Source organism: Lysinibacillus sp. LZ02, from assembly GCF_050613145.1.
GTDB lineage: Bacteria > Bacillota > Bacilli > Bacillales_A > Planococcaceae > Lysinibacillus_B.
The window spans coordinates 3052045-3067588 of record NZ_CP192507.1; the positions used below are offsets into that span (position 1 = coordinate 3052045).

Annotated in this window: 14 protein-coding genes; 3 read left to right on the forward strand and 11 right to left on the reverse strand. The window is 38.8% G+C overall.

What is annotated here, in order from left to right; all coding sequences use genetic code 11:
- Window positions 1-613: 613 nt before the first annotated feature.
- A complete protein-coding gene (locus ACQQ2I_RS14790; RefSeq protein WP_391368515.1) occupies window positions 614-931 on the forward strand; it encodes a hypothetical protein in 318 nt (105 codons plus the stop codon).
- A gap of 175 nt (window positions 932-1106) precedes the next feature.
- Here ACQQ2I_RS14790 and ACQQ2I_RS14795 read toward each other — a convergent pair whose 3' ends face one another.
- The 6 genes from ACQQ2I_RS14795 to pepV all read right to left on the reverse strand — a co-directional run bounded on the left by ACQQ2I_RS14795 (window position 1107) and on the right by pepV (window position 6998).
- Window positions 1107-1973: a YtnP family quorum-quenching lactonase gene (locus ACQQ2I_RS14795; protein WP_431027561.1), complete on the reverse strand. Its 867-nt coding sequence runs from the start codon at window positions 1971-1973 to the stop codon at window positions 1107-1109.
- Between the two features lie 19 nt (window positions 1974-1992).
- Window positions 1993-2640 carry a tRNA (guanosine(46)-N7)-methyltransferase TrmB gene (trmB, locus tag ACQQ2I_RS14800; protein ID WP_431027562.1) on the reverse strand — a complete coding sequence of 216 codons (648 nt, stop codon included), beginning with the start codon at window positions 2638-2640 and terminating at the stop codon, window positions 1993-1995.
- Between the two features lie 66 nt (window positions 2641-2706).
- The gene (locus ACQQ2I_RS14805) at window positions 2707-3633 is read right to left on the reverse strand and encodes a diacylglycerol/lipid kinase family protein (protein ID WP_431027563.1); all 927 of its coding nucleotides are present in this window, start codon (window positions 3631-3633) and stop codon (window positions 2707-2709) included.
- Window positions 3630-4628: a nuclease-related domain-containing protein gene (locus ACQQ2I_RS14810; RefSeq protein WP_431027564.1), complete on the reverse strand. Its 999-nt coding sequence runs from the start codon at window positions 4626-4628 to the stop codon at window positions 3630-3632. The genes ACQQ2I_RS14805 and ACQQ2I_RS14810 overlap by 4 nt, the downstream gene beginning before the upstream one ends.
- 95 nt (window positions 4629-4723) lie before the next feature.
- A complete protein-coding gene (gene dat / locus ACQQ2I_RS14815) occupies window positions 4724-5575 on the reverse strand; it encodes a D-amino-acid transaminase (protein WP_431027565.1) in 852 nt (283 codons plus the stop codon).
- A gap of 28 nt (window positions 5576-5603) precedes the next feature.
- Window positions 5604-6998: a dipeptidase PepV gene (gene pepV, locus ACQQ2I_RS14820; RefSeq protein ID WP_431027566.1), complete on the reverse strand. Its 1395-nt coding sequence runs from the start codon at window positions 6996-6998 to the stop codon at window positions 5604-5606.
- A 333-nt stretch (window positions 6999-7331) separates the two neighbouring features.
- Between pepV and ACQQ2I_RS14825 the strand changes: the two genes are divergently transcribed.
- On the forward strand, window positions 7332-7553 hold the full coding sequence (locus tag ACQQ2I_RS14825) for a DeoR family transcriptional regulator (protein ID WP_391369330.1): 222 nt from the start codon (window positions 7332-7334) through the stop codon (window positions 7551-7553).
- Between the two features lie 75 nt (window positions 7554-7628).
- Here ACQQ2I_RS14825 and ACQQ2I_RS14830 read toward each other — a convergent pair whose 3' ends face one another.
- From ACQQ2I_RS14830 to ACQQ2I_RS14840, 3 genes are all read right to left on the reverse strand, one after another.
- Complete coding sequence (locus ACQQ2I_RS14830) at window positions 7629-9122, reverse strand: GGDEF domain-containing protein (protein WP_431027567.1); 1494 nt, start codon at window positions 9120-9122, stop codon at window positions 7629-7631.
- A gap of 136 nt (window positions 9123-9258) precedes the next feature.
- The gene (locus ACQQ2I_RS14835) at window positions 9259-9966 is read right to left on the reverse strand and encodes a pseudouridine synthase (protein ID WP_431027568.1); all 708 of its coding nucleotides are present in this window, start codon (window positions 9964-9966) and stop codon (window positions 9259-9261) included.
- A gap of 11 nt (window positions 9967-9977) precedes the next feature.
- A complete protein-coding gene (locus tag ACQQ2I_RS14840) occupies window positions 9978-11591 on the reverse strand; it encodes a putative polysaccharide biosynthesis protein (protein WP_431027569.1) in 1614 nt (537 codons plus the stop codon).
- A gap of 245 nt (window positions 11592-11836) precedes the next feature.
- Between ACQQ2I_RS14840 and ACQQ2I_RS14845 the strand changes: the two genes are divergently transcribed.
- The gene (locus ACQQ2I_RS14845; protein WP_431027570.1) at window positions 11837-13093 is read left to right on the forward strand and encodes an NAD(P)/FAD-dependent oxidoreductase; all 1257 of its coding nucleotides are present in this window, start codon (window positions 11837-11839) and stop codon (window positions 13091-13093) included.
- Window positions 13094-13197: 104 nt separating this feature from the next.
- Here the strand turns inward: ACQQ2I_RS14845 and ACQQ2I_RS14850 are convergent, their stop codons facing one another.
- Complete coding sequence (locus tag ACQQ2I_RS14850) at window positions 13198-14301, reverse strand: ABC transporter permease (protein ID WP_431027571.1); 1104 nt, start codon at window positions 14299-14301, stop codon at window positions 13198-13200.
- A complete protein-coding gene (locus ACQQ2I_RS14855) occupies window positions 14298-15542 on the reverse strand; it encodes an ABC transporter permease (protein ID WP_431027572.1) in 1245 nt (414 codons plus the stop codon). Before ACQQ2I_RS14855 ends, ACQQ2I_RS14850 begins: the two co-directional genes overlap by 4 nt.
- Window positions 15543-15544: the final 2 nt, after the last annotated feature.

Below are 15544 nucleotides of genomic sequence, written 5' to 3' on the forward strand. Positions count from 1 at the left end.
GAGCTAAAACAGGCGCGGCCTGTTTGGATCTCCTGTTCCTGCTCCTGACGCTACGCTTTCGTCGCAAAGTAAAGCGCTTGGCTCCTGTGGCTATGGCGCGCTACGGCAAAAGTGAATACTTCTCGATATGCTCGAAAAACATTTATATTCTCTAAAAGAAATCATTTTCTTTTCATTTGCACGTATTATCGCCCAGTCTCTAACGTAATGAATGAGAATCTTTCTTTATTTTTAGCAACTGATTATTGTATTCAACAATAGTTACTTGTAGCGGAGGCACGAGCGTGTAGCTGACGGCATACGCCTTTCGCTACAGAGCAATGTTTTTCTGCACCGGAAGTGAAGCGGCAGGTGCAAAGCTTCCTATGGGAAAAGCGAGACAATCCAGACCCCGCAGGAGCGAAGCAGGAGCGAAGCAGGAGCGAAGCAGGAGCGAAGCAGGAGCGACGAGGAGGCTTGATCTCGCCCGTGGAAAGCGAGTGCCGGAGCGGAAAGCAACGGTTACTCAAATGGTAATATATATTTTGGAATTTACTCATTATGAGCAATAGGTTGTTTTTTACAACTTTTTTCACTTATGGTAAAGTAAAAAGAGATGAAGGAGGGGCTTAGGATGAAATTACGTGATTTTATGTTGGGAGTCGTAACAGGCTTGGCTGCAGCAGTTATCATTAAAGAAGTAACAGAAAAAGTGTCACCTTATAAATCGGCCAATGAAATTTTAGAAAATATTAAAGAGGACTTTAAAAAGGACTCACCGATTGACGGCTCATGGATTTACATGAAAACCGAAAACTTCACAAATGGTTTTACAGCCATCCCTGTTTACCGTGGTGGCATTTCTCGTATGAAAGACGGTGAAATGGAAACATATGAATTTGCGGCCGATGCTCGTACAGGGGCTGTTGTAGATCTTCAGCTAGTTAGCTAAGGGGCGTCTAAAGTTATTGCGAGACACCTCAGGAGCATAATCGTTTTTTATAAATATTAAAGGGGGCCGTTCAACATTGAACAGCCCCTTCTTTTTGACATAAAAATGTAACCTAGCGGATTTCCTTAAGAACTAAAAAAACCGTGCTCTTTATAAGAAAAGCACGGTCATTTATTTAACTAAATTGAATGAACGCTTCGTTTGAGCGCTTTAAGCTGTCTACTACTTCTTTTCCTGTCGCATCCCACTGAAGCATGCGGTAGTATGCATCATGATAGAAAATGAATTTATAGCCATTCTCAAACGCTTCTTTCATAATACGCTCTTTCGCAAATACGCTTGTCATTGGATAATCGTCATATGCCATGACCCATAATGGATTTTGATGCGCATGTGTCGGCATAATGTCCGCCATATGTAATAACACTTCGCCATTTTGCTCTAAACGAATAATAGCATGTCCTTCACTATGGCCCCCTGTATGAATCAGTTTAATCCCTGGAGCTACTTCAAGCTCACCTTCATACGGTTTCGCAAGATGTTGTACTGGTTCCCAATTTTCTTTCCAATACGTATTACGTGAGCGCATGTTCGGATTACGCATTTCATCCCATTCTAGTTGTGTCACGTAAATCGTTGCATTCGGGAATGTTGGAACAAGCGTCTCACCTTCCCAATAAGTTAAACCACCCGCATGATCAAAATGCATATGCGTCATTAAAACCGCATCAATATCCCCTGTCTTTAACCCAAGCTCTTGCAGGCTTTCAAAAATAGTGGACTCTTCTGATACACCGTAATTACGAAGCTGTTTTTCATTTAACTTGCCAAATCCTACCCCAGTATCAATTAAATAATTTTTCCCTTCATACTGCACTAAAATTGGCTCACAAGCTAATTCAATTTGATTTTTATCATTTACAGGATACTTACGTGACCATAGCGCCTTTGGTACAACCCCAAACATCGCACCACCATCTAGCGCTGTTACGCCCCCATTTAACCAAGTAAGTTTCATGTTGTGAAATACTAATTCATCCATCCCTACATCCCCCTTAATACTATTTATTTAAAAATTGCGATTCTAATCGATAAATCGGTTGACCTTTAGCCGAAAACTTTTCTTCATACTCTGTCATGATATTATCCTCGGGCATTTCAGCGTGTAAATCTAATGATACATAATTTAAACGCATCCCATACTGATTCATGCTCACTAAAGAATACTCGAATAATCCGCGGTTATCTGTTTTGAAATGAATTTCACCGTTATCGATTAAAACCGACTCATATAACTTCAAGAACCCTTCATGCGTTAAACGGCGCTTTGCATGACGCGTTTTTGGCCAAGGATCCGAGAAATTCAAATACACGCGAGCTACATCGCCCTTTGTAAAATACTCTTGTAACTTCGCCCCGTTTACTTTTAATAGGCGTAAGTTTGCTGGCTTTTCTGCTTCGACAATACGCTCTAAAGCACATACAATTACGCTATCGAATAGCTCGATTCCAATATAGTTAATATCGGGATTTTGCTTTGCCATGCCTAGCACAAATTGTCCTTTTCCTGTACCTACTTCAATGTGCACAGGATTGTTATTGCCAAATACTTCATGCCACTTACCTTGATAGTCCTCAGGATTAGGAATGATCACATCTGTATGCTCATTAATATACTCTAACGCCCAAGGCTTATTTCTTAATCTCACTTTTGTTTCCTCTTTTCTATAACTTACATCTATTTGCTATTATAGCGTAATTCTCTTCCTTTTGCTTTAATCCGATAATCTTTCCGCTATTTTTATTACTGCATGATGGACATTTACGTTAAACTCCAACCCCGGATTTTTTATTTCTTCACCATCTGCGTGACACGGTAACATACGATCACCTTGAAATCGAAACGTTTGTCCGCTCATCTGTACAACCTCTGAAAAACGCGTATGTACGCCCAAAAATACAGTCATGAATATCGCTATAAACTTTAGCCTAGATAATTTATGTACAATTGTTAACTCTAATTTGCCATCTGTCGCAATGGAATCAGGTGAAATTTTCATTCCCCCACCAAAATAAGGTTGATTACTCACAGTCGCAAACCATACTTGATCATAGTGCAACGTCTGCCCCCCATGCTGTACTGTTAACGAAAACGGCTTAAACATGAACAGTCCTAACACGACATAATACACATAGCTCAGTTTACCCATCCCTATTTTATTCAACCATTTCTTTATATTTGACTCATTTGCTTTTATACCGACAAATGCATCAAAACCTATCCCGCAGTTGTTCACAAAAAAATGTTCATTCGGACACTGTATGTGACCAATATCAATTTTTCTCACGTTTGGCTTGTGCAAAAACGATGCAATCTCCTGTACATTGCGAAATGCGAAAAAGCCACGTGCAAAGTCATTCCCCGAACCTGCACGTATATTCCCAAGTATAATATAGTTACAATTTACACAACCATTTACTACTTCGTGCACTGTCCCATCTCCACCAATGACAATCAATAATACTTGTTGTTTATCATTTATCGCACGTTCAGCTAACTCACAAGCGAGCACAAATGCATGTTTTGGATAATGTGAGATATATGCTTCATACGGTACCGTTAGCTTACGTTCGATATTTTTCCATATGCGACGCCCTTTACCGTTGCCAGCAAATTCATTAATGATAAACGCTAGCTTCACTGCTCTTTTGATGCCTCTACATGCCAAATATCACGATGGAAGGAGGTTGTCTCAGCAGATTTTAAAATGGCTTGTGCTGCACGGATTTGCATATGCTTCATTGGAGAAACAGATCGTTTTAACTGCTCCATCCATTGTGGGAACTTCCGTTTATCAATAAACTGTAACCCGTACACCGTACTCGGATAATCAATATAACCATTGCGTGATAAAATGACTTTTCGAATAGGGATTTCAATTCCTTCTTCTTGGAATAATCGCGTTACGATTGTCTCGGTCCGATTTAAATCAATGATTGGGCTAAGCGTTTTTTTATCAAGCTTCCCTACTTTTTTCGTCCAGAAACGCTCCCCACCACCTATGTAAACTGCTTGATTCTCCTCCTCCAACACTTTGACGATATAACACTCTGTTGGTGTCAGAATAATAATTTCCAGTTCAATGGGAGCTTTCTTTAAACGTAAAATCGGACGGTAAAAAATTAAATAGCTGTCCGGTAACGTTTGCAATAATGAACGAAGCAACGTATCACGCATAAATTTCGGGTCTACATATGATTTTTCACGTAATGTCGAGCTAGCCCACTTCATTTGGAAATGAAAAAATTGATCCATAAACATATGCTTTAATTCAGCAACTGTTTGAGGGTTATATACAATATTCGGTTCAAAATGAAGCGTTGTTTCTTCCTCTGGAATATAGTCTTCATCCAGCTCCGTTGAAACATCTACTGATTCAACATCCTCATTTTTCTCGTCTTCTTTTGCACGATTTGGTAGTAATTTTTTTAAAAAAGAGAAACGTGATTTTTCTATTGGAACTTCTTCAGCTTCGACCTCTATATGTTCCCATTGCCCAATGTCTCCACCTGTCTGCCATTGATATTTTACGCGCTCCCACTGCCCTTTTTTCAATCGAATAAATTGTGTTGGGTAACGAGCTAAATCGATTTGATAGCGTGAAATATAATCTTGTAGCTTCACTAATTGAGCCATATACACACTCCCCATTTTTTCCTAATTATAGCTTTTTATTATTCTACATGAAAAAAGTAGAGGTCGCTATAAGAGCCCCTCTACCTTCATACTTATTATGCTTGAATTGGCTGTGGAATTTTTGTATCAAATTGTGCTTGTAATTTACGTGTCCACTCACCTGGCTTACCGCCACCAATTGCTGTACCGTCGATATCAATAACCGGTGTCACTTCTGAAGTTGTTGAAGATACAATGACTTCATCCATCGCAAGCAGTTGCTCTTTTGTGAAAGCTTCTTCTTTTACTGGTAGGCCAATCTCTTCAGCACATTTTAAAATAACTTGGCGTGTAATACCATTTAAAATGAAGTTATCTGCTGGGTGTGTGTAAAGAACGCCATCTTTCACACCATAAATATTAGAAGATGAACCTTCTGTTACTGTTTCTCCACGGTGTAAAATCGCTTCGTAGCACCCTTTTTCATGCGCTTCCTGCTTTGCAAGTACAGCACCTAAAAGATTTAACGATTTAATATCACAACGTAACCAACGAATATCTTCTACAAACGTTGTTTTTACACCGTTTTCAAAGTTTGCCACCGGACGTGGATTTTCTTTGGCATTCCCTGTTAATACTGGCACTACATCATCGCCAGGGAAAATATGATTACGCGGGCAAGCACCGCGTGTAATTTGGAAATAAATATGACCTGTATTAATCTCGTTTGCTTCTACTAATTGATGAAGCAATGTATACAGCTTGTCTTTTGTATAAGGAATTGTAATTTTAATTTTTTCTGCACTAGCGTAGAAACGTTCTACGTGCTCTTCTAATGTAAATAATTGTCCGTTGTATACTTTGACTACTTCATATACGCCGTCACCAAACTGATAACCGCGATCTTCTTTATCTACTACTACCTCATTGTCCGCTACGATGCGGTCATTCCATAAACTGTAACCCACCTGTACTCATCCTTTTCTCTTCTAAGATTTATTTACTAGCTAATTTAACAATGGCTTCTGCATAAATAGCAGCGGCTTTCACTAAATTGTCTACTACAACATATTCATCTGCTTGGTGTGCTACATCCGGTTCTCCTGGATATAGCATGCCGAATGCAACGCCTTTTTTTAATACGCGTGCATACGTACCGCCACCGGTCGATAAAACTTTCGAAAAATCATTTGTATGCTTTTGATACACAGAAAGAAGCGTTTGTACAAGGTCATCATCTTCCGATACATAATGCGGCTTAGAATTTCCCGCTATATCAAGCGTAAACGGTGTTTCTATCATACGTGCTTGTATATCCGTCATTTTCTCGTCAAACGGATACGTAACAGAGTAGCGCATACTTACTTCAATTATGCCACCTTGTTCACCAAATGTTACAATACCAGGGTTTAACGTCGTCTCCCCTGACATCTCATCCCGATATTGAAATCCAAGTACAGAACCGGTGTGGTCGCCATCAAACACCTCTGTGATGAAGCGAACGAACTCAGCACCTGCCCCTATACGTAGCTCGGATTTTAAAAACTTCGCAAGTAATACAGCAGCATTGCGACCTTGCTCTGGCTCCATTGCATGCGCAGATTTTCCTTTAATAGTTATTATATAGCGGTCACCTTCTAAATTTAAAGTACCTTCTGTGCTATTTTGTGATAAAAACTTCTGAAACTTCGCACTAATTTGTTCTGATGCTTGTTTAAGCACTGCAGTAGCTGTGTCAGGTACCATATTCGTGCGCTTACCAGCCTCAAATGAAAGAAGTACTTCCTCTACATCTGGTGCTAGCTTCTGTGTCAATACGAGATGAGCAATCCCTTTTTCAGCATTAATTAACGGAAAGTCTGCATCTGGAGCAAACCCGATCGTCGGCATTTCTTCTGTTTCAAAATAACGATGCACACAGCGGAAACCGCTTTCCTCATCCGTACCAATAATCATGCGGACACGTTTAGTTAACGTAATACCGGCATCTTTCACCATTTTCATCGCAAGCCATGCTGCCATTGTTGGCCCTTTGTCATCGATTGCCCCACGTGCGTACAGCTTTCCATCAACAATTCGTCCTTCAAATGGTGGATATGTCCACATCGAAGGATTCCCTGCTGGCACCACATCGACATGACATAAAATACCGAGCAGTTCTTCTCCTTCTCCCATTTCAATATGTCCAGCCATATTGTCAATATTTTTTACGGTCATGCCTTCTTGTTGCCCTTTATTTAACATAAACTGTAGTGCTTGTAGTGGGCCTGGTCCAAACGGTGCATCTGGTGTTGCTTGTTCTTCATTTAATACACTCTCAATTTGCAACAATTCACGAAGCTCATTTAACAACTCGTCTTCTCGTTCCTTCGCTAACTTTAACCAATCCATTTATAACACCTCAATTTCTAATATCGCTATTTTACTCTTATTTCTTAAGATTACAACTTTCATACCCGAAATAAACTAACTTTACATTTTTATTCGGGTAAATCTATTGAAAATTGTGTTGTCAATGTAAATTTTCTAATATTTACACACAATATATAGAAATTTTATCGATTTTTCGCTATAATAATCTTGTCAGAATATTTGTTCTGATAAAATTTAATATGAAAAGGGGCTGTCTAAGGCAGAAATTTAAAGCCTTTGTGCACCCAGCACAACTTGTCGTCCGCTAGTCTTTGCCATGAGAATTAAGATGAAGGAGTGGTTCATTAAATGATGAAACCAACTACTGATAGAATGCTTAATCGTATTAAAGACGTGTATATGTTTATTCTTGATAAAGGGGAAGTGTCTACACAGGATTTAGTCGAAGAGTTTAACATCACTCCTCGCACCATTCAAAGAGATTTGAATGTGTTAGCCTTCAACGACTTGGTTATGAGCCCAAGCCGAGGTAAATGGACAACGACGAAGAAAAAAGTAAAGCTAACTTCATAGAACAAAAAAACAAACCATGCAATAAAAAAGAATGCTCCTTTTCGTCGGGGAGCATTCTTTTTAGCTTAAATTTCTTTATTTATCCGCAAATCCACACACTGTATAGCAATCTTTTCCTCTATTTTTAGATTGATATAATGCCTTATCTGCACGTGCAAAGAGCATCGTTTCCGTTTCCATTTCCTCTTTTTGTAGTGCTCCACCAATACTAATCGAAAGTATCTCCCACGCTCCATCAGTACCAGTCTTCTTCACCCGAAAAGCTTGTAACACATCATTGGCAATCGCTTCTATCCGGTCAACTGTTGCATTCGGTAATACAATCGCAAATTCATCGCCGCCAAAGCGAGCTACAGTCCCTTCCTTTTTCACTACGTTCTTTAAAATAGCAGCTGTTTCAGCTAAAACATGGTCACCTTCAATGTGTCCATATTGATCATTTACTTGTTTAAAATTATCTAAATCGACTAAAAGAAGCCCTACATTATCCTTCCGTTTTCGTCGTAATAGTTCTTCCATTAGATTTACATAAGAGGCACGATTATTCACACCTGTTAGCGGATCAAATACTGCTAGACGAATCGTTTTCGTTAAAATACCGCTAATTACAATGAGTAAAATTAATGACGTAATAATAGCAATGACTAAAATCACCCAAAATTGTTGTATATTCCGCTGTAACGAAGCTAGTTCATTCCCATTCCCGTATTTCATATAAATCACACGTTTCGTCGATGCCCCCCGTACTTGCTCTGCCTGATAGGGGATAAACCTTGATATTTCCCTATAACCGCTTTCTAATTGATCTGTATATTCTACAGGTTCCATCGTTTTTAGCGCCTTCTCATAAGCCTCTTTAAACCGTTCAGTATGATGCTCAATCTTATAATCTTCTCCATGATTTGCATCTAAGTAATAACCGCCAGAATTTAAAATACGCACATCTAGTAAGTCATCATACTTATTCACTAAATCTGTTGCTGTTTTAAAAAAGTTAAATTTTTGAAAAATATTAACATTTGATGCATTCAAACCAAGCTCCAACAAATATTTCTTATCTGGCGTAGCTAAATAACTATACTTCCATAATTCACCTGTAGTCGTTGAAATATTAATCGCGTCTGAATAATATCCTCCAGATAGTCTTCGCTTATCTAAGCCGGCAGAAAATTTACTACAACAAGCAGAAAAACTTAATCCTAAATCTGATGTAAATGTCGTATGTATCACTGTATTTGTTTCATCTAAAATATAAATTTCGTATCCATGCTGTGCTTTTAACGCTTCCAAATCCCACTCAAGCACATCAGGATTTTCCTCGTAAAGCTTAGCCATTTTATGAAGTTCTGTTTCTAATTGGTCGGATACAACAGAATCAAAATAATAATGGGCATTATCGACTATTCTCATATCACTCAAAATATGATTTTCAATCAGCTCCAAACTTTTTTGTTGTTCTGCTTTTATATCCTTACGCAATAATTCTCGATTTGTAAATGTTACTACAGATACTAAAATAATAGAAAAAGCAATTAAACATAAGAGCAATCTCATTTGTAATCTCTTCATAAAGTTCTATATCCCCATTTATCTATATAACATCAAAAGTACTTTCTATTTTCCGACATTTTTAATTATACCTTACTTTAGCACTAATATAAAAGAAAAAAGATGTTTCTTTACAAAACAGAAACATCTTTGTTATTTATTTCAATAATTCCCCTAGCTCTTCTTCTGTTAATTCCCGATAATCACCAAGTTCAAGCGTTTCATCCAACAAAAGAGCACCCATTGATAATCGTTTTAAATACGTGACTTTTTTATCAACTGATTCAAACATCCGCTTTACTTGGTGGAATTTCCCTTCTTGAATAGTTAGCTCAATCTCAGAAACCTCATCCGATGTTAAAATGACCAGTTCTCCTGGTTTCGTCACGTAACCGTCATCTAGCTCAACGCCTTTGCGGAATGCCTCAATATCCGCCTCCGTAACTACCCCTTCAATTGTTGCATAATACGTTTTCGGAACATGCTTTTTCGGGGATAATAAATTATGTGCTAAATTGCCATCATTCGTAATAAGCAATAAGCCTTCTGTATCCTTATCTAATCTTCCTACAGGAAACGGCTTAAAATGCTGCGCTAACGGATCTAGTAAATCGATCACCGTTTCATCATATCGATCTTCTGTCGCCGAAATCACACCTGGTGGTTTATTCATCATTAAGTAGATAAACTCTGTATAAACAACCCGTTCACCGTAAACCGATACGTCTTGCGTCTCCGGATCTACTTTCATCGCTGCATCTTTGACAACAGCGCCGTCGATTGTCACTGCTTTTTCTTTTAATAATTGTTTTACTTCTTTTCGCGAACCATAGCCCATGTTCGCAAGTAGTTTATCTAAACGCATGCCGCATCCTCCTATTTAAACCCTAATTTATGAGCGATTTTTGTTGCTCTTGCACCAAGTAATTTTTGCGCTAAGCCGATGCGGAAAGAAACTAGTCCGTATACGCCCCCTCCTACACTCACACCAACGATACAATACACAACAGCCATTAATTTCGTATGTGGTGATAAGAATGTATTGAGTAGTGCAATTGCCAGAACAACCGATGCTGCCATGAGTCCTGTTAAAATAAAAATTAATAAAACGCGCCGACGTACCATAATCGATTGATAGTCTAATGCTTTGTGAATCACGTAAATATTAATACTAATTGTGACCCCATACCCGATTGCTGTCGCTAAAATAGCGCCGTCGACTTGTAGCCACTTGATAAGTGGAATATTTAGTACAAGCTTCGTTAAAACGCCGGACAATAAACTAAAAACAATCCATTTTTGATAGTCAATCCCTTGTAATAAGGAAGCCGTAACAGCAAATAAGGCAAACAAAATCGCCACTGGTGCATAATGGGCAAGTACAGTTGCCCCCATCTCGCTTTCCTCATAAAGCACATGATAAATATAAGGCGAGAGTATCATAATTCCCACTACTGCAGGTACCGTAACAAATAACAATACTTGATACGTCTTATCCATCGCATGTCGTAAAGCGTTATACTTCCCAAGTGTATAATATTCCGTAATCGTTGGAATTAATGCTGCCGAGAAGCCTGTTGCTAGCATTACGGGAATAATAACAATTTTATGTGTTAAAAAGTTTAACATCGTAAAATACGTATCTGTTACTCCAGCAAGCCCAATCGATGCCATCGTACGGTTAAATGTAATCATATCGACCGCTTGAAATAACGGATTAGACAACCCAACAAATACAATCGGCACCGAGTACTTCAAAATTTCCTGATATAAATCCGATAACGGTATTTTTTCTGCTGGTGCGATGCCTTGTTGTAGCTTTAAATCAAACTCGGGCTTTAGTTTCTTCCAATAATAAGAAAGAACGAACAATCCACCAAACGCCCCGATAAACGCAGCAAATACCGCAAAGTTAATCGCTGTCGTTACATCTCCATCTAGCAAAAAGACAACGATAAATGAACCACCTAATAAAATAATAATGCGTGCAATTTGTTCAATAAGTTGTGACACAGATGTCGGTAAATAATGACCATAACCTTGAAAGAAACCACGTAACAAGCTCATAAATGGTACAACAATTAAGGCAAAGCTCACCCATTTAATAACATCTGCCACTTCTTCAACTGTAAAGATTTGCTCTTCATCGCTAATCACGAGATGAGCAACCGGTGTCGACATTGCGTAGAGGAATAAAAATGATATAAAACCACTTAACAGCATTAATTTCGTGCTCGAGCGAAGTAACCTTCTGCCCGTTTCATAATCACCCATTGCATTGTACTTCGCTACAAACTTGGATACTGCAAGCGGAATCCCTGAAATGGCAATCGATAACATAATACTATACGGAATATAGGCATATTGGTATAGCCCGATATTTTCTTCCCCTACAATCGCATAGAACGGGAAAATATAAATGAGACCAAGCACTTTCGATAAAAATAGGCCGACTGTTAATATTGCCGTACCTTTCATCAATGAGGACATACAACCCTTCCAATCCTTTTTAAAATAAAAATATGTTCGCTTATGTATTATGTTATTCTAAACATTTGTACCTATGATTCGCATGTTAGAAAAACACCATTCACGTCAAAATAGTGCAATAGGATGCCTAAAAAAAAAACAATCTATTTGTTAGTTTACATGGCAAAACGGATTTACTCAATTCATTTCTCTAATTCGTGTATAATAGTGGGTACGCAAATCGAAAAAGAAAGTGAGTCATTACTATGATAGACGTAATTGTAGTCGGTGGGGGTCCATCCGGCTTAATGGCCGCAATTGCAGCCGCTGAACAACATAAAAAAGTCGTACTACTAGAAAAAGGAGCGAAAGTCGGGAAAAAACTGGCCATTTCAGGTGGCGGTCGCTGTAACGTCACAAGTCGCTTATCAGTAGAAGAAATTGTCAAACATATTCCAGGGAATGGTCGTTTTTTATATAGTCCTTTTACGATTTATAATAATGAAAATATTATTGAATTTTTCGAAGGACTAGGTGTGAAATTAAAAGAAGAAGATCACGGGCGTATGTTCCCCGTCTCAAACAGTGCACAAGATGTTGTAAATGCATTAATAAATGAAATGAAACGATTAAAAGTTGAAGTTCGCTTAAATACTTCGGTTAATAAACTACTTATGGATGATGAAAAAATTTACGGTGTTCGCCTCACTGATGGAACAGAGCTACGTGCAAAAGCGGTCGTTGTTGCAGTTGGTGGAAAGGCCGTACCACAAACAGGCTCTACGGGTGATGGCTATCCATGGGCAGAGCGTGCAGGTCACACTGTAACAGAATTATACCCAACAGAAGTACCAATCACGTCCAAAGAACCATTTATTCAATCACGTGAACTACAAGGACTCGCACTGCGTGATGTTGCAGTATCTGTCCTCAATAAAAAAGGTAAGCCCATCGTTACACACAAAATGGACATGTTGTTCACGCATTTTGGCTTAAGCGGCCCTGCTATTTTACGCTGCAGTCAATTTGTTGTGAAAGAGCGTAAAAAAAATGGTGGAGCGCCAGTACAAATCCGCATCCAATCACTTGTCGATTACAACGAGGAGACATGCTTGCAAATGCTCAATAAAACAATTAAAGAGGAGCCGAAAAAAGCGGTCAAAAACTTATGGAAATCGTTAGTCCCTGAACGCTGGTTACTGTTTTTATTAGCACGTGCTAGTATTGATGCGTCTTTAACAGGTGTTGAGCTCTCACAAGAGAAAATCCGCGCATTCGCTCGCGAATTAGTTAGCTTTACGCTGGATGTACACGGCACACAATCCCTTGAAAAAGCATTCGTGACAGGTGGTGGGGTTTCCGTGAAAGAAATCGAACCGAAAACAATGGCTTCAAAAATGAAACAAGGCCTATACTTCTGCGGCGAAATTTTAGATATCCACGGCTACACAGGCGGCTATAATATTACATCCGCCCTTGTTACAGGTCGTATCGCTGGCATGAGTGCCGGGGCAAGCTGCTAGGTAAGGGATTGAAAGGTTCAAAATTTACCCGCGATTTTTTAACATTTACCCGCGAATCTATCATCTAAAAAGAAGTGAGCGCAATAAAACGCTCACTTCTTTATTTAACTACTCTTTTTCTCCAGCACATTAATACCTACACCCATAAATACGACCGTCATAAATAATAATAGACTTAACGGTTGAAGTAGCTCGACGAAAGTACTAGCACCAATTGTAACACCCTTTAACATTTCCAACCCGTACGTAATCGGTGATATATACGATAACGCTAAAATCATTTTGGATGAAACAATTTCTAACGGCCAGTAAGCACCACCAAGCATAGCAAATGGAATCGCAATCACTGTCATAACAGCATTAAAATGACCTGGTGTAGTCGCAATAGAAGCAACAAAAATGGTAATGGCGATTATACACAGCAAGTATGGAATGACTGCAATTAAGCTTTGTGCAAACCCTCCATAAAAATCAACACCCACGCCAAAATGAAAGATGCATAATACAATGACAATCTGCAAATAACCGAGTAAAAATGTATACGTTAAATTCGCTATATACACTTCCCACTTCTGAATACTTGCAACCGTTAATCGATTCCACACACCGTTTCTTCGCTCCATCACAAGATGATTCACACCACTCGCTACCGTATAAATAACCATAAACAACGCAAAGCCAAATAAACTATGAAGCTTAGGATCCCATTCAAAGCCTTTATCATTTCCAAAATTGTTATACTGAATAGCAAAACTCGGTTCTACTTTTGCTTGTGATATAGCAGTTGCTACCTCTTTTTGCATTTCCTCTGGGTAAGCATTCACAATTGCAAACTGTTGCACGATATTCTGATAAATTGTCTCGAGCTCATTTTGAAACAATGTTGCATTCATAAAATCAGTGGACACGAGTAAATCATAACGATCGCCCTGTAGAAAAACAGCAACATCTCCTTTACCTTCTTCTACAAAAGCTTTCGCTTCATCTTGTTCATAAACATTAAATTCATAGTTCGATAATTTCCCTAGTTCATTTAACACCTGTTCTGTTTGCTTTTCATCTAGCGCCGAATGAACCGCAATCAGTTGCTTTGCTTGTTGGCCAACCCCCATAATATAAGCAAAAACACAAATGATGACAGTAATGACAATAAACTCGCCTGGCTTTCTTTTTAACAATAAAAATTTTGTTTTTAAAATATCCATCATACGACCCCACCTCTTCTCGGAAACAATACAAAGGCAGCTACAAAACAAAGTATCGCTAATATACCTAAGATGCCCATATAAGAGGCAATTTGTTCAAAAGTGCCACCTTGCTGCAGCGCTAAGTAACTTTGAAGGGCTGCTCCGTTCGGTGTCCAATTGCCAATCGCCGCAAGCGTGGGCGCAAAGCTATCAAAGCTAAAAAAGCTCCCACCTAACAAAGCTAAAATGGCAACAAATGTCGTACTAAAAGCATTCGAAGCGCCTGCAGAATTAATACGATAGTTCAGCGCTGAAAGTAATGCCGCGATAGTACCGACTACAAGTGCTAGCATAAATGTTACAACTAAATACATAGGTGCATTCATAAATGAAATATCAAACATAAAGTGAGCTACGACAAATAAAATACCTATTTGAAGCATCGATAAAATAATGGTCGACATACAAATCGCGACTAAGTAAATCGCAGGCTGCATATTCGCCAATAAAATACGGTCAAAAATGTGCATCTGCTTTTCCAAATAAGCTTGACTCGCAATGGTCCCAGCCATATATAAAATAAACATGACACTCATACTAAATGTATAATACGCACTCGTTGAAATTGGCTCTTGCTCATTCACCGTTGAAATAGAAGACGCGATCTCTATTTCTGGCAATGCTGTCTCCTCCGATAAGTAGCCATTTGACGCCAATTGAGTCATCAGTGAATACTGATATTGATACGAATCTAAGACTCTCTGTATAACGGATGCTGTAATTTCCTTATCATCATTCAAGTATACTTGAAGGGCCGGTCTTTCTCCGCCAGCAAAAATAGACATATAAAATGCCTCGGTAAATCCTTTAGGCACTTCAATAATGGCACTATAATCCCCTTCACTACGAGCAGCTTCAAGTTCACTTGGTTTAAGATTCGTTACAGTCAACAGCCCCTGCATTTCCGCATTTTCAAACACTTGATCTACAAGCATCGAAACCGGAAGCATATGCACCAAGCGCTCTTCTGTCTGCTCATCTAACGCCATCGTCTCTACAAACGCTTGAAGCCCTTGCTGTTCATCATCCTGCTGTAGTAGTGCCACGTCAATCTGAATCGCTTCACTATCCTGCCCCATTAAAGAGCCTAATGCAAAACCAATAATATTAATTAATATGATAGGTAACAATAGAAGAAGTAGGAGCTCTTGAGGGTTACGCCATAATACTTTTAACTGTTTACGAATTAGCGCTAAAAACATGA